At 63.5% G+C, this 15,127-nt stretch carries 9 protein-coding genes and 1 pseudogene; 5 read left to right on the top strand and 5 right to left on the bottom strand.

Annotated elements, in window-relative coordinates:
• The first annotated feature begins 24 nt into the window (after positions 1-24).
• The 3 genes and pseudogenes from ACD584_RS10510 to fhuE all read left to right on the top strand — a co-directional run.
• The gene (locus tag ACD584_RS10510; RefSeq protein WP_170873886.1) at positions 25-1,305 is read left to right on the top strand and encodes a dicarboxylate/amino acid:cation symporter; all 1,281 of its coding nucleotides are present in this window, start codon (positions 25-27) and stop codon (positions 1,303-1,305) included.
• 239 nt (positions 1,306-1,544) lie between these two features.
• Positions 1,545-3,545, top strand: a complete 2,001-nt coding sequence (tkt, locus tag ACD584_RS10505) for a transketolase (RefSeq protein ID WP_076037101.1) — start codon at positions 1,545-1,547, stop codon at positions 3,543-3,545.
• A 337-nt stretch (positions 3,546-3,882) separates the two neighbouring features.
• Positions 3,883-5,939: pseudogene (fhuE, locus tag ACD584_RS10500) on the top strand (ferric-rhodotorulic acid/ferric-coprogen receptor FhuE); the annotation flags it as partial.
• Positions 5,940-6,188: 249 nt separating this feature from the next.
• Here fhuE and ACD584_RS10495 read toward each other — a convergent pair.
• A complete protein-coding gene (locus tag ACD584_RS10495) occupies positions 6,189-7,166 on the bottom strand; it encodes a LysR family transcriptional regulator (protein ID WP_175611864.1) in 978 nt (325 codons plus the stop codon).
• Between the two features lie 34 nt (positions 7,167-7,200).
• On the opposite strand from ACD584_RS10495, the gene ACD584_RS10490 reads away from it, so the two are divergent.
• Positions 7,201-7,965, top strand: coding sequence for an SDR family NAD(P)-dependent oxidoreductase (locus ACD584_RS10490; RefSeq protein ID WP_116923737.1), 765 nt, complete (start codon positions 7,201-7,203; stop codon positions 7,963-7,965).
• 330 nt (positions 7,966-8,295) lie between these two features.
• Positions 8,296-8,790 (top strand): hypothetical protein, encoded by a 495-nt coding sequence (locus ACD584_RS10485; protein ID WP_076037099.1) that lies wholly within the window; start codon positions 8,296-8,298, stop codon positions 8,788-8,790.
• A 167-nt stretch (positions 8,791-8,957) separates the two neighbouring features.
• Here the strand turns inward: ACD584_RS10485 and ACD584_RS10480 are convergent, their stop codons facing one another.
• The 4 genes from ACD584_RS10480 to ACD584_RS10465 form a co-directional block, all read right to left on the bottom strand.
• Positions 8,958-9,689: a M23 family metallopeptidase gene (locus ACD584_RS10480; protein ID WP_076037098.1), complete on the bottom strand. Its 732-nt coding sequence runs from the start codon at positions 9,687-9,689 to the stop codon at positions 8,958-8,960.
• A gap of 3 nt (positions 9,690-9,692) precedes the next feature.
• Positions 9,693-10,667 (bottom strand): L,D-transpeptidase, encoded by a 975-nt coding sequence (locus ACD584_RS10475; protein WP_014508798.1) that lies wholly within the window; start codon positions 10,665-10,667, stop codon positions 9,693-9,695.
• Positions 10,668-10,969: 302 nt separating this feature from the next.
• Positions 10,970-13,684, bottom strand: coding sequence for a TonB-dependent receptor (locus ACD584_RS10470; RefSeq protein ID WP_076037097.1), 2,715 nt, complete (start codon positions 13,682-13,684; stop codon positions 10,970-10,972).
• A gap of 134 nt (positions 13,685-13,818) precedes the next feature.
• Positions 13,819-14,997: a phosphatidylinositol-specific phospholipase C1-like protein gene (locus tag ACD584_RS10465; protein ID WP_076037096.1), complete on the bottom strand. Its 1,179-nt coding sequence runs from the start codon at positions 14,995-14,997 to the stop codon at positions 13,819-13,821.
• Positions 14,998-15,127 lie beyond the last annotated feature (130 nt).

Genomic DNA, 15,127 nt, shown 5'->3' with positions numbered 1-15,127 from the left:
GTGTCCAGACCAAGGCCTGTCCCGATGACCGCATCCCCAGCCGCGCGCCGCCCAGGTCTGCCCCTGCATTGGAAGATGGGCATTGGCTTCGCCATCGGCCTGGTGCTGGGTCTGGCCGTGTACTACCTGGCTGGGAGCGACGCCGAGTGGGTGCGGCTGGTGACCAAGTACGTCACCACGCCGTTCTCGCAGATCTTCCTCAATCTGATCTTCATGCTGATCGTGCCGCTGCTGTTTTCGGCGCTGGTGGTCGGCATTGCGGAAATGGGCGACATCCGCGCGTTGGGCCGGGTGGGCTGGCGCACGCTGGGCTACACGGTGGTGTTGTCGGGCATTGCGGTGTTGCTGGGCTTGGTCCTGGTCAATGTGCTCAAGCCCGGTGCAGGTGTGGACCCGCAACTGGCCAACCAGTTGATCCAGGAAAATGCCGACCGCACCCGCGAGATCATCTCCAGCTCCGGCAATCAGCCGCAGGGCATGGACATGCTGCTTTCCATCGTGCCGAACAACGTGATTGCGGCGGCCTCGAGCAATGGCGCGATCCTGTCATTGATGTTCTTCGCGGTGATGTTTGGCGTGGGCATGGTGCTCACCGCCGATGAAAAAGTGGCCACGCTCAAGCGCGGCATCGAAGGCATCTTCGAGATCTCGATGACCTTGATCGGGCTGGTGATCCGCCTGGCGCCGTACGCGGTGGCCTGTTTCATGTTCAATCTGGCCGCGTTGTTTGGCTTCGATCTGCTGATTCGCCTGGGCGCCTACGTCGGGGTGGTGGTGCTGGCGCTGGGCCTGCACATGGTGGTCAGCTACGGGCTGGCGGTGAAGTTCGCCGGGCGTTCGCCGATCGGCTTCTTCCGGCAGACGCAGGAGGCCACGCTGATGGCGTTCTCCACCGCCTCCAGCAACGCGACCCTGCCAACCGCCTTGCGCGTGGCCGACGAGATGGGCCTGCCGCCGCGGGTCTCGCGCTTCGTGCTCACCGTGGGCGCCACCGCCAACCAGAACGGCACCGCGCTGTTCGAAGGCGTGACGGTGATCTTCCTGGCGCAGTTCTTCAATGTGGACCTGAGCATCGGCCAGCAATTCATGGTGATGATCGTCTGCATTCTGGGCGGCATCGGCACCGCCGGCGTGCCCTCCGGCTCGCTGCCGGTGGTGGCGCTGATCTGCGCGATGGTCGGGGTCAACCCGGTCGGCATCGGCATGATCCTGGGCGTCAATCACTTCCTGGACATGTGCCGTACCGCGCTGAATGTCACCGGCGACCTGGCGTTGACGACGCTGGTGGCTAAAGGTGAGAAGTAGGGAATCGGGAATCGGGAATCGTTAGAGCGGGCTGTTGCGATCGGGACATTTACTGCGAAGTCCCGCCGCATCGCAGCGGTAGCGGTGGTGTGAGTGGCGTTAGCGGCCCACTTGCAACACTGCATCCGATTCCCGATTCCCGTTTCTCCATTCCCGGCTGCTGATTCCCCTAACACGCTCTGTGGGAGAATACGGGTCTCCGCTTCCAGCGGTGTTCCCCTCCGCTTCCATAGACGTCCATGACCCAGCCCACCCGCCGCCAGCTGGCCAACGCCATCCGTTTCCTCGCCGCCGATGCGGTCGAAGCCGCAAAGTCCGGCCACCCCGGCATGCCCATGGGCATGGCCGATATCGCCGAAGTGCTGTGGAACGATTTCTTCCGGCACAACCCGAACAATCCGCAGTGGTTCAACCGCGACCGTTTCGTGCTGTCCAACGGGCACGGGTCGATGCTGCAGTACGCGCTGCTGCACCTGTCCGGGTACGACCTGCCGATCGAGCAGCTCAAGCAGTTCCGGCAGTTGCACAGCAAGACCGCCGGCCACCCCGAGCGCAGCGAAACGCCTGGGGTAGAAACCACCACTGGGCCGCTGGGGCAGGGCTTTGCCAATGCAGTCGGGTTCGCGCTGGCCGAGAAGTTGCTGGCACAGCGCTATAACCGGCCTGAGCTGGAAATCGTCGACCACCGCACCTGGGTGTTCATGGGCGACGGTTGCATGATGGAGGGCATCTCGCACGAGGCCGCCTCGCTGGCCGGTACCTGGGGCCTGGGCAAGCTGGTCGCGTTCTGGGACAACAACCAGATCTCCATCGACGGCAACACTGCCGGCTGGTTCAGCGACAACACTCCGGCACGCTTCGAAGCCTATGGCTGGCATGTGATCCGTGATGTGGACGGGCACGACGCCGACAAGATCAAGGCGGCCATCGAGGCGGCGCTGGAAAACAGCGACAAGCCCACGCTGATCTGCTGCCGCACCAAGATCGGCTTCGGTGCGCCCACCAAGTCGGGCAAGGAATCCTCGCACGGCGCACCGCTGGGCAAGGAAGAACTGGAAGGCGCGCGCAAGGCACTGGAATGGCCGTACGGCCCGTTCGAGATTCCCGAAGAGATCTACGCCGGCTGGCGCGCAGGTGGCACCGGCACGCTGCGTCAGGCCGAGTGGGAGCAGCTGTTCGACAAGTACGCCAAGCAGTACGGCGAACAGGCCGACGAGTTGACCCGCCGGTCGCGTGGTGAGCTGCCGGCCGACTTCATCGCCCAGGCCGATGCCTACATCGCCAAGGCGCAGGAAGACGGCCAGACCATCGCCTCGCGCAAGGCATCGCAGCTGGCAATCGAAGCGTTCGCACCGCTGCTGCCGGAGCTGGTCGGTGGCTCGGCCGACCTGGCGCATTCCAACCTCACGTTGTGGAAGGCCAGCAAGTCGGTCGCCACCGACGACCCGAACGCCAACTACGTGTATTACGGCGTGCGCGAATTCGGCATGACTGCCATTGCCAACGGCCTGGCGCTGCATGGCGGCTTCATCCCGTTCGACGCCACCTTCCTGGTGTTCAGCGACTACGCGCGTAACGGCGTGCGCATGAGCGCGTTGAATCCGGCGCATGCCATCCATGTGTACACGCACGACTCGATCGGCCTGGGCGAAGACGGCCCGACCCATCAGCCGGTGGAACACCTGGCCTCGCTGCGCTACATCCCCAACAACGATGTGTGGCGCCCGGGCGATGCGGTGGAGTCGGCGGTGAGCTGGAAGGCCGCGATCACCCGTAAGGACGGCCCGAGCTGCCTGGTGTTCAGTCGCCAGAATCTGCAGCACCAGCCGCGCAGCGCCGAGCAGATCAAACTGATCGAACGCGGCGGTTACGTGTTGGCCGATGCCGAAGGCGGCACGCCCGACGTGATCCTGATCGGCACCGGCTCGGAAGTGGGCCTGGCAGTGGAAGCGAAGAAGACGCTGGATGCGGCCGGGCTGAAGACACGCGTGGTGTCGATGCCGTCCACCGACGTGTTCGATCGCCAGGATGCCGCGTACCGCGAGCAGGTGCTGCCCAATGCCGTGCGCAAGCGCGTGGCGGTGGAAGCGGGCGTGACCGGCTTCTGGCGCAAGTACGTGGGCCTGGACGGTGCGGTGATCGGGATCGACACGTTCGGCGCGTCGGCACCCGCTGACCAGCTGTATGCGTACTTCAAGATCACCGCCGAGCACGTGGTCGAGGCCGCCAAGGCGCTGTAACGCGTTGTAGTGTTGATTGAAAAAAAGCCGGCGAAAGCCGGCTTTTTTCTTGGAAGGTCTGCGCGATGGGTGATGCTGCAGGCAGGCAGCATGCACCGCCACGTGCATTCCAAGGCGTGGCGGCGTGGTGAATCACTGGCGGTGCATGTCGGCGACGCAGAGGTCGATCTGGCGCACACAGGCGGCGGCCCAGATCCATGCATCACTGCGTGGAGGTCACTAGCTGCACAGAGTTACAAACGCGTAAAAACAAGTGCACCCGATAAAGCCGGGCGCAGAGGTGCAAGCGTCTTGGCCCGGCATTGTCGGGGATCAGCGCGCTGCTGAGGCCGCCGCCGCCGCCGATGCCGAGGTCACCACGCTCGATGGCGTGAACGTCACCGGCGAGCGCGGCTACACGGTGGAGAAGACCACCGCCGGCACGCGCATGAACCTGTCGCTGCGCGAGATTCCGCAGTCGGTCACGGTCATCACCCGCGACCGCATGGACGACCAGAACCTGCAGAGCATCACCGACGTGCTCAACAACGTCACCGGCATTTCGGTGGCACAGAGCGACAGCGAGCGCCTGGAGTTCTACGCGCGCGGTTTCTACATCGACAACTATCAGTTCGATGGCATCCCGGCCTACATGGAGCAGGCCTGGAGCTACGGCGACTCGGCGCTGGACGTGGCCCTGTACGACCGGGTTGAAGTGGTGCGCGGCGCCACCGGCCTGCTCACCGGCTCGGGCAACCCGTCCGCCTCGATCAATCTGGTGCGCAAGCATGCGGTGAGCCGCGACTTCACCGGCACCGTGTCGGTGGGTGGTGGCGACTTCAACAAGACCCGCAGCGTGGCTGATGTCACCGTGCCGCTCAGCCCTGAAGGCACGGTGCGCGCACGCGTGGTCGGCGTGTATCAGGACGGCGAATCGGACATGGACCGCTACAACCTGCGCAAGAAGATCGGCTCGGCGATCATCGATGCCGACCTCACCGACAGCACGCTGCTGAGCGTGGGCTACGAGTACCAGAAGAAGGAATCGGACGACGTCACCTGGGGCGGCTTCCCCCTGTTCTTCAGCGACGGCACGCGCACCAATTACGACCGCTCGTTCAATCCGGCCGCCGATTGGACGTTCTGGGATACGCGTCTGCAGCGCACCTTCGCCAGCCTGCAGCAGGGCTTCGATAACGGCTGGACGCTCAAGGCCAATGTCAGCCATGAGAAGACCGAAGCGGCCAATCATCTGTTCTATCCGTTCTATACGATCTTCGGTTTCGACCGCGCCACCGGCGGCGGTGTCGTGCCGTATTCGGGTAACTACCTCACCGAGCGCAAGGCCGACGGCGCCGACGTGTACGCGGAAGGCCCGTTCCAGCTGTTTGGCCGCGAGCATCACCTGGTCGCCGGCGCCAGTTACAACCGCCGCGAATTCACCAACAACGGCACCTTCGATTTCCCGGCGCCGCTGGATACTTACTTCGGTTGGAATGGCGCGTATCCGGAACCCAACTGGAGCCCGCGCACGGTGCAGAGCACCGGCACGATCAAGCAGAAGGCTGCCTACGTGGCGGGCCGTTTCTCGCTGGCCGACCCGCTGACGCTGCTGGTGGGCGCGCGCTACACCGACTGGCAGATCGATGGCGGTAACTTCGATGCCGCGCAGGGGCTTGTACCGTTCTCCGACACCCAGACCGAAGTCACCCCGTACGCCGGCCTGGTCTACGACATCAACGACGTGTGGTCCACCTACGTCAGCTACACCGAAATCTTCAACCCACAGACCTTGCGCGATGCCAACGGCGGCTACCTGGATCCGCTGACCGGCAAGGGCTACGAAGCCGGTGTCAAGGCTGCCTGGTTCGACGACAAGCTCAACGCCTCGCTTGCGGTGTTCCGCATCGAACAAGACAACCTGGGCGTGGCACCGGCGGCTTCGTTCCCGGTAGCAGCGAATCGGCGTATGAGGCCGCCAACGGCGTGGTCAGCGAAGGCTTCGACTTCGAGATCTCCGGCCGTGTGACCGCCGGTTGGAACACCACTTTTGGTGCCTCGCATTACACCGCGCGTGATGACAGCGGCACGTCGATCAATACGCAGCTGCCGCGCACCACCCTCAAGCTGTTCAACAGCTACACCCCGCAAGGTGCGTGGAGCGATCTGACCGTGGGCGGCGGCGTCAATTGGCAGAACCGTTCGTACTACGTTGACCCGGTGTACGGCGCGTTCCAGCAGAGTGCCTATGCCCTGGTCAGCGCGTTTGCGCGCTATCGCCTGTCACCGCAGTTCTCAGTGCAGCTCAATGTCGACAACCTGCTCGACAAGCGTTACTACGCGCAATTCAATGGCGGCTACGGCGCGTGGGGCGCATCGCGCAATGGCATGCTGACCTTCAACTACACGTTCTGATCGAGCGCGACGTCAGGCGGTTCGACGTTCGATCCTGCCGAAGTGACACAGGCACTTGCAAGGGTGCCTGTGTTTTTTTCTGCCTGGTAGATCTGTCGTGCGGTGTTGTGGTTGTTTGCCGCGTTATCGAAGCAACGTTGCATGGTGTGTCATCACTCGGCCGCAGCCGTGCCACGCAGTCGGTGAGCGCGCCGCTGTACGCATGCGCGCGTTTCATCTGTGCCCTGAACGCAGTGCACCTGCACCGCCTCAAGGCAACATCGGCTGCAACTGCGGCGCCATCACGCCTGCGACCCAGTCCATGAAGGCGCGTACGCGCTGCGGCAACTGGCGGCGTTGCGCGTAGAGCAAGGTGACCGGCATCGGCTCGGGTGCCAGCTCGGCCAGCACTTCGATCAGTGCGCCGCTGTCCAGGTGCGTGCGTAACGGGCTGGCCGGCGCCTGGATGATGCCCAGCCCGGCCAACGCCGCAGCCAGATACGCATCGCCATTGTTGACCGTCACCGGGCCGCGCATCGGCAGCAGGCGATAGCGCTGCCCGTCGTGATATTCGAAGCCGGGCGAGCGTTGCCCCAGCGTCGGTACGTAATGCACCAGATCGTGCTGCGCCAGATCGTCCAGGCACGTTGGCATGCCGCGGCGGGCAAGGTACTCGGCGCTGGCGCAACTGACGATGCGAAACGCGCCCAGCGGACGTGCGACCAGGCTGGTGTCTTCCAGTGTGCCGACACGCAGTACGCAGTCGAACCCCTCGCGCACCACATCCACGCGGCGGTCGGTGCCGCTGATTTCCACTTCCAGCTGGGGGTGCCGTGCCAGAAACGCGGGCAAGGCGGGGACCACGAAGTGACGCGCGATGCCCGCCGACATGTCCACCCGCAGGCGACCGCGCAGCTGTCCATGCTCGCGCTGAAACATGGTGTGCAATTCGTCCATGTCCTCGAGCAGGTCGCGGCTGCGCTGATAGAACGCCGCGCCGTCGCCGGTGAGTTGCACGCGCCGCGTGGTGCGATGCAGGAGCTGGGTGCCGAGCGACGCCTCGAGCCGCTGCACGGCGGTCGAGACGCTGGCCTTGGGCAAGCCAAGCGTCTCGGCGGCACGGGTGAAACTGCCCAGCTCGGCCACGCGCAGGAAGGCGCGCAAAGAGTCCATGGTGTCCATCGATTGGTCGATTATCTTGAACGGTGCAATCAGCGTGAGCCGATTTATGTTGCGCAGCAAGCGCAATAGCCTGGGCCATCCCCACTTATGGAGCATGCCGATGTCGACCACAACCACACCCATCACCCTGATCACCGGCGGTAGTCGTGGCCTGGGCCGCAATGCCGCGCTTGCGCTCGCTGCCGAAGGCAATGATCTCGTGCTGACCTACCGCAGCCAGGCCGGAGAAGCCGCCGCCGTGGTGGCCGAGATCCAGGCGCTGGGCCGCCGCGCGCATGCGTTGCCGCTGGATGTGGCGCAGGCCGATAACTTCCCCGCATTCGTCGCGCAGCTGAAGGACGTGCTGGCCGATTGGGGGCGTTCGCAGTTCGATGCGCTGGTCAACAACGCCGGTACCGGATTGCATGCGGCCATTGCCGACACCACGCCCGCGCAGTTCGATGCGCTGGTCGATATCCATCTCAAGGGGCCGTACTTTCTGACCCAGGCGTTGCTGCCGCTGATCGCCGATGGCGGACGCATCCTCAACGTGTCCAGCGGCCTTGCACGGTTTGCGCTGCCGGGCTCGTCGGCCTACGCGATGATGAAGGGCGGGGTGGAAGTGTTCACCCGCTATCTGGCCAAGGAACTGGGCGCACGCGGCATCCGTGCCAATACGCTGGCGCCGGGCGCCATCGAAACCGACTTCAACGGCGGCAGCGTCCGCGACAACGCGCAGGTCAACGCGATGGTGTCCTCGGTCACCGCATTGGGCCGCCCCGGGCTGCCGGACGATATCGGGCCAGTCGTGGCGGCGCTGCTGGCGCCGGGCACCGGTTGGATCAATGCGCAGCGGATCGAGGTATCGGGTGGGATGCTGATCTAGTTCGGGTGGTTGCTTGGTCAGGTAATACCTGGAGTGGCAAGGCAAGAGAATTTCAACAAAACATGTGGATTCAAATCAGCTGTTTAAATTTTGATATCTTTTAAAGCGATAGTTGAAATGTCTTCGTATCGGGTGAGTCGAGATCTGTTGACCGTCAGGACCATCGCGCACGGTACTGATAAGGCTCTACTCAACAGAGGTATGTTTATTGATTTATTCTTTCATGGCTGTTGATCCAAGTGATCTGGATTTTCAGCGAAAAGCAATTGCGCTATGCGTTTTTGTGGGCGTAAATTTTTACCGCCAATCCGGCCAGGATAAGGGAATTCCATGTCGATCCAGCTCAGGTGTCTGCTATTTATCTCAGTGTTGTTCGCAGTTTTTGGTGCAAATCAAACCGGCGCTACGGAGAAAAAGCTAAATCCTTTAAACGTGATTCGTGGGATGGGTGAGCGAATTCCAGCGGGCGCAAAGAATATCAGTCTGTCCCCATTGTTCAAGGCTTACTCGTTCGAAAAAGATGGGCTGAAATATGTTCAGATCAACTCATTGAAAGATGAGGTGCTGACGGTCATTGTGGTAACGCCTGGTGCCCAGCAACAGCTTCCGCTTGGCTCGGCCGCTGAGACGCCAATGGTTCTTGTCGATGATGCAAATGCTAAACCACTGGGGATGGTGACCGCTTTAGCGACCTGTCCTTGCAGTAGCCAGGTCGTCTATGACGATGCTTACGTTCGCATCGTGGTCGTGTACGGGGCAAATGGCGAGTACATCCAAACCATCACGATCAACAAGGGGCGAACACCAAGCCCTCCTGCAACCTGATGTTGCTTGGCCATTCTTGCTCATTGACCGCTCGGCATGACCGAACGGTTTAGTATTTGAAAGGCAAGAGGGCATGATAAGGACACACTTGGAGAATCGCTCGTCACAAGATTTTTTGAGTCGGTATTGCGATCTGAGCGCATGGCAATCAATAGGTACCTGCGATTTCATCGTAAGGGCTGATCGCCATGCAGGATGGGGTAGGGGTTCAACGCCTCGCCCTTCCACCACTGCTTTTCCGGGCCGAGGCGGTGCATCTCGAAATGCAGATGCGGTGCGGCGGGATCGGCATTGCCGGTGCTGCCGACGTAACCGATCAGCTGCCCGCGTTTGATCACCTGCTTTTCGGCCAAGCCGTCCGCATAGCGCTGCAGATGCGCGTAGTAGTAGCAGTACTTGCCGCCGGGCTCGAACTGGTAGACCGTCAGGCCACCGCGTTTGCTGTCGAACAACTTCTCCACGGTGCCGGCGGCCACCGCGAGCACCGGCGTGCCGGCCGGTGCCAGGATGTCGATCGCATCATGCACGCGGCCTTCGCTGCGCGCGTCGGTGAAGGTGTCCTGCAACTGGCTGCTGGTGATGCCTTGCACCGGGATCAGCAAGGCCACGTTGTTGCTTGCCGATGCCGATGCCTGCGCAGCGGACGGATCACCGACCGGTGCCGCCATCGCGCTCGCTGCCTGTGCCGGCGCAGGTGCCGCTGCTAGCGGTGTAGCAGCAGTCATCGCCTCAGGTGCTGCTGATGTAGGCGCGCGTTGCGCAGCAGGTGCAGATGCCGTGGCTGGCGTCGCCACCGCTGGCGATGCAGCCACAGGGCCGGCGGCGTGGCGCAGGTCCAGCCACCAATACCCCGCCGCACCGATCAGCACGCCCACGATCAGCATCATCAGCGTCTTCATGGCTTACTCCTGCATCACCACGGGCACCGAGGCGTCCACCACGCTGGCCAGGTTCACCACGTCCCAGTTGGTCAGGCGTACACAGCCATGCGATTCGGTCTTGCCAACGTGGCCGGGTTCCGGTGTGCCGTGCAGGCCGTAATGCGGCTTGGACAGATCGATCCACACGCGGCCCACCGGGTTGTTCGGGCCCGGCGGCAGCGTGGCCTTGCCTTCGCCGGGCTTGGCATCCCAGAACAGTTTGGGGTTGTAGTGGAACTTGGGGTCGCGCGAAATGCCCAGGATCTTCCAGCGCCCGATCGGCAGCGGATCGTGCTTGCTGCCGGAAGACACCGGGAACTGCGCGTACACCTTGCCCTCTGCATCGAACAGCCGCAGCGTCGAATCGGATTTGTCGATCACCAGCTTGGCCGGCTTGCTCAGCGCAGGCACACCGTCCACGTTGGGCGCCTGGATCACGCTGCCGGCCTTGCTCAGGTCAACGCCGGGGTTGAGCTGGCGCAGCAGGTCAGGGTCAGCGTGGAAACGCTCGCCGAGCGCTTCTTCGATGGAGACATAGCCCAGCGCCGGCAACTTCGCCTGCTCGGCGGGGCGGTCGGGAATCGGCTGGAACGGGCCGGCCACGTCGGCATCGGTCAGCGTGTACTGCACCAGTGCCGGCGTGGTGTCGGCCTGCAAGGCCTGCCAGGTGGCGTCATCCAGCTCGCCGGTGACCTTGATGCGGTGCGCGGCCTGGAAACCGGAGATGGCGCGCTTCTGGTTCGAGCCGCGCTGGCCGTCGATCTGGCCGGGCGAAAAATGGGCGCGGTCCAGCAGCACCTGGGCGTGCAGGTCCGAACGTGGTCCGGTGCCTACCGTGGTCGGTGCGCTGATCGGTGCAGGTGCGGCGGCCGGCTGCTGGGCCTGCGCAACCGAGGACAGCGCCGCGCCCAGGGCCAGGGTCAACAAGCAGGCGCGAGCATGAAAACGTGAGGGCATGGGTGGTTCCAGAGAAGGCGTGCACGCACCTTGCCGCAGTGGGCTGCGTACCCGCCGTGAAATCCCTGCACCCGGAGTAACTGCCATAAATCAACGACGCCTGCGACGCGCGCGTGCGGCAATGCGCCCGTTGCCCAAGCACTGCCGCCAAACAACGCGCGCTCAGGTTGATTGCCGCGATCATAGGCATGCACATGCGACGCGCGGCGGCGCAGCTCTACATTTCCACGCAGACCATTGCCGTGGCCACGGCCCGCACAAAGACGGGAAGACCAGCGCTGCGTCTTCCCGTCGTCGCTCGGTCAATAGGTGTATCCCACCGTCAGCATGTACGCCCGCCCGGTCTGCACGTAGGCGCCGTCGGCACCGGGGTCGTAGGCCATGTAGCGTTTCGATGTGCCCTGCGTTTCGTAGAACGTTGCCGCATTGAGCAGGTTCTTCGCCGACACGCCCACGTCGACATGGTGGGGCAGGTGATAGGTGGCGTTGAAATCCAGCGACTTCACCGGCTGCAGATAGTAGTTGAGCCGATCGGTGGTGAGCCCCAGCAATTGCAGGCCGGTGTAGTTGTAACTCAGGTCGGTACGCAGATGGCTGTCGTCGTAAAACAGATCCAGGTTGTAGATGCGCTCCGGCGCGCGCGGCAGCCAGGTCTTTTCCGGTTGATCCGCCCGTTTGCTGTCGGCTGCACTGTGCTGCAGGGTGAGATTGGCATTGATGCCGAAGTGGCTCCAGATGCCGGGCAATGCCAGCAGCCGTTTGCTCGCCGCCAGTTCCAGGCCGTAGAGCGTGGCGGTGCCGCCGTTCTGCGGCATGGTCACCGGCACGCCGTTCTCGAAAGTGGTGCCGGTCGGCACCAGCCCGCCGAGCGTGTTGTCGTTGCTGGTCGCCGACTGCGAGGTGTAGATGAAACCGGTGATGCGTTTGTAGTAGGTGGATGCACTGAGCACGCCGCCGTCATGGTCGTAGAACTCGGCAGACAGATCGGCGTTGTCTGCCTTGCTCGGTTGCAGATCGGGATTGGGTTTGGAGATGCCAACCACGGTCTGGGTGTCGTCGATCGAATACACGGTTTCGCCGGAAATCAGCCCGAATGCCGGCCGGCTGAAACTGCGCCGCAGCGAGGCGCGATACACGGTGAGGTCGTCGGGCCTGTAATTGATGCTGATGCCGGGTAGAACCTGGCCATAGGTGCTGCCTGTCCCGAGAAACTCACCGGTGCTGCCATCGCCACGCGATTGCCAGGAATCTGCCGCGTAGCGGGTCAGTTCGTAGCGCACACCGGGCAGCACGCTCACCGAGCCGATGTGCAGCGCCGCCATCGCGTAGCCGGAATAGATTGCTTCGGTGCTGGCGGTGGTGTTGGCGTTGTAATCGTTGGCGGTGTAGACGCCGGCGCCGGTGGGGTCGTTGAGGTACTTGTAGGGCAGCGCTTGGGCCAGCATCCAGTTGCGGTCCAGCAGCTTGAACGGCCCCGCGTAGTGGCCGTTGAAGGCGTTGCCGGTCACGCGCCCTGGGATGGCGCTCAGCGGCGGGCCACCGGCCGTGGGAAACGCATAATTGGGGCCACCGAAGTACGGGCCGTTGGTGACGAAGTTGCCATCCTTGTGGAAGAACGGATGGTCGTAGGCGCCGCGGTCGGCGTGGTCGGCAGACAGGCCCAGTTTGACGCTGTCCAGCAGGTCGCCATCGACCTGATAGGCGATATCGGTGTGTGCGTTGACGCGGTTGTCGTGGCTGCCGGCATCATGGCCCTGCACCTTCCACAGCAGCGACGCGTCCAGGTCGTAGAAGAACGCTTTCAACGCAGCGGAGCTGGGGGCGATGCTCGGATACTTCGGGTCGCTCAGATCGAAGGCGAAGCTGCCCGGGGTAAAACCGTACAGGCTCGCCGACACGTAATCCGGGCGGCTGCGGGTGCCGCGCCCGACAGAGGCGCCGTAATCCACATGCAGGCGATCCAGCGTGGTCTTGCCGCCCAGTTGCAAGGTTGCCAGTGTCTCGTCGATGTCGTGCGTGTTGAAGTAGCCGCCACGCACGGCAGTGGGCTGGTTGCGATAGGTTTCCAGGCGCGCGCTGGACTGATCCTGCTGGCCGGTGACGCCGTAGCTGCCGTAGATGGCGCGTGCGTAGAGCGCACTGGTGTCGCCCTGCCAGTCGAGCGAGAGATTGCCGCCGTAGCGTTCGATCTGGCTGGTATAGAGGCTGTACTTGTAGCGGGTGCTGATCAAAGGCCCGGCAGTACGCAGGTCGGTCGCATTGGCCAGCGCCGGATCGGCAGGCACGTATTTGCTGTTGGGCGCAGGCGCCTGCGCCATGTTGTTGTTCTTGCCGTAGTAGGCCGATGCGTAAACACCGAACGCATGGCCATCGCCAAATTTCCAGGCCAATTCTTGTTGCAGCGTACCGCCGCTGTCCTTGCCGCCCAGCGTGGAAGCCAGCGCGTTGAACTGGCCTTGCGCGGTGGTCTTGGCGTAGAGGTCGCGATCGAAGTCGAAGGCATTGGGCGTGCGCATGTCGATCGCACCACCGATCGAATCGCCCGGCATGTCCGGGGTGGGCGATTTGGACACCTGGACGGACTGGATGCCGAACGGCGCCAGCATGTTCAACGAGATCGCGCGCGTTGAAGAGTCGGTCTCCGGCATGCCGACACCGTTGAGCGTGTAGGCGTTGTAGCTGGCATCCATGCCACGGATGCTCACATACGCATTCTCGCCGGTGGTGGCCTGGCCCAGGTGCATGTCGCTATACGCGGACAGCCCCGGCATGTGCGCCACCACATCGGCGATGCCGCCCGAGGGAATGGCATCGATCTGCTGTTTGCTCATCACGCTGTTGACGCTGCTGGACAACCGTTGCTCGTCGAACGAGCCGGGTGTGGCGACGTGCTTGGCCTGCACGGTGACCGCATCCAGGGTCGTGGTGCTGAGTGCAGGCGTTTCGGCGAACACGGGTGCGGACAGTGCCAGCGCAATGGCGCAGGTCAGGCGGTGGGCGGAACGGGGATGCTGCATGCGGTAGCTCACAAGGTGGAGAACGGGAGGGGCGCCCGGCCCGTTCACGCGGACACAGGCAATGCATCGCCGACGCTGTCCATTGCGACCGATGACATGCCACTGCGGTATTGCTGCCGGGCAGGCAGCGCCGGTCAGTGGGTAAGATCGACACCCTCGCAGTGCGCGCGCGACAGCTGCGGTGCGCAGCGCGCAACCGCATCGCCATCGAAGCGCACCACATAGCCGTTGCTGGCCGGCTCGTGTGCAGGGAAGTCCGTGCTGAGCAATTGCGCCCCGCTGGCCAGCATGGCGTCGCGGCGGCGGGTGTCGCCGCGTGCAGGCTCTTTCAGATCGGCATCGGTGCGTGTGCGGACCAGGTAGCCGGCTTGCACCAGGCGGGTGATCTCCTCGGCGGGGCCGTCGTTGCGTTCGGTAAACGCGGCATCGTCCTGCCCAGGCTCGGCGTTGGTGAAGCACACGCGGCCGCGCAGCGACGGGTGCCCCGGCAGATAGCTGGCGCCGGCCGCGCGTTGATCGAGCAGGAACACCACCTTGCCGCGCGTGGCGCGCAATGCTGGCCAACCGTGCGCCAGCACCGCGGCGTTGAGGGTGCGTGCAGAGCCGCGGACAGCATCCGGGCTCACATACTCACCCGGTCGGAAGACCGAGCGCAGTTCGGCATCCAGCGCATCCATGGCTTTGCGATCGAAAGGCTCCGGCTGCACCGTGGGAAACGACAGCCGCACCGGTGACTGCTTGGTTTCCAGCAGGATGAAGATCGGCAGATGTCCCGGATGTTGCTGCGACCACGCGCGCACTTCCTGCAGGCAGGCAATCAGTGGCTGACAGGTGCTGCGTTGGTCCACGTCCTGCACATGCAACACCTTGAAGCCGGGCTTGTTCATGACGCCGGCGGGTGCACTGGCCGGTGCCGGCGGCAGCCCGGCCTTGGCGATTTGTTCAACGATCGCCGGATGCGCATAACGCCCGCCGTGCGCATCGGCAAACACATCCAGCTCCAGTTGCCTGACACCGTCGTCCAACTGTTGTGTCAATGGCGGATGGCGATAGTCTAGCGTCGCGAACGCGGCGGGATCGTGTTGCTTCAGCAACACTGCTTCGCTGGGTGCGAAGCCGGCGTGGTAGCTGTTATGGCTTCCGAGGTACTGCAGATCGGTGAGCCGCGGCTCTGCCTGCGCCGCCGCGCTGGCGAGCAGTAACACGCCAAACACGGCTGTTTTCAGCGTGATTCTTCGCTTCGCGGGCAACCGCTTCGCTTCTGTGTCCTTGCCTGCATTCGGGGCAGAAAACGCATCATGAAAAGAGTGCATGCAGCGGTGCCGGCAAGAAGGTGGTCGCCATCATCCCGGTCGCGCTTGACGCAATGCTTTCCACCGTGTGTCCGTCTTGCGTCAGCGGTCACACGGCCAGCATCGATGCAGTCGCACTGTCAGGGCTGCG

This window comes from Xanthomonas sp. NCPPB 2922 (assembly GCF_041520885.1).
Classification (GTDB): domain Bacteria; phylum Pseudomonadota; class Gammaproteobacteria; order Xanthomonadales; family Xanthomonadaceae; genus Xanthomonas; species Xanthomonas campestris.
Note: the sequence above shows the minus strand (reverse complement) of the source record. Positions and strands in the feature narration are given on the sequence as shown.

Excerpts from the sequence above, each read along its gene's own strand:
- ACD584_RS10485 (WP_076037099.1), top strand. The coding sequence starts at position 8,296 with ATGTCGATCCAGCTCAGGTGTCTGCTATTTATCTCAGTGTTGTTCGCA.
- ACD584_RS10510 (WP_170873886.1), top strand. The coding sequence starts at position 25 with ATGACCGCATCCCCAGCCGCGCGCCGCCCAGGTCTGCCCCTGCATTGG.
- ACD584_RS10480 (WP_076037098.1), bottom strand. The coding sequence starts at position 9,689 with ATGAAGACGCTGATGATGCTGATCGTGGGCGTGCTGATCGGTGCGGCG.
- ACD584_RS10465 (WP_076037096.1), bottom strand. The coding sequence starts at position 14,997 with ATGCACTCTTTTCATGATGCGTTTTCTGCCCCGAATGCAGGCAAGGAC.
- tkt (WP_076037101.1), top strand. The coding sequence starts at position 1,545 with ATGACCCAGCCCACCCGCCGCCAGCTGGCCAACGCCATCCGTTTCCTC.
- ACD584_RS10470 (WP_076037097.1), bottom strand. The coding sequence starts at position 13,684 with ATGCAGCATCCCCGTTCCGCCCACCGCCTGACCTGCGCCATTGCGCTG.
- ACD584_RS10490 (WP_116923737.1), top strand. The coding sequence starts at position 7,201 with ATGTCGACCACAACCACACCCATCACCCTGATCACCGGCGGTAGTCGT.
- ACD584_RS10475 (WP_014508798.1), bottom strand. The coding sequence starts at position 10,667 with ATGCCCTCACGTTTTCATGCTCGCGCCTGCTTGTTGACCCTGGCCCTG.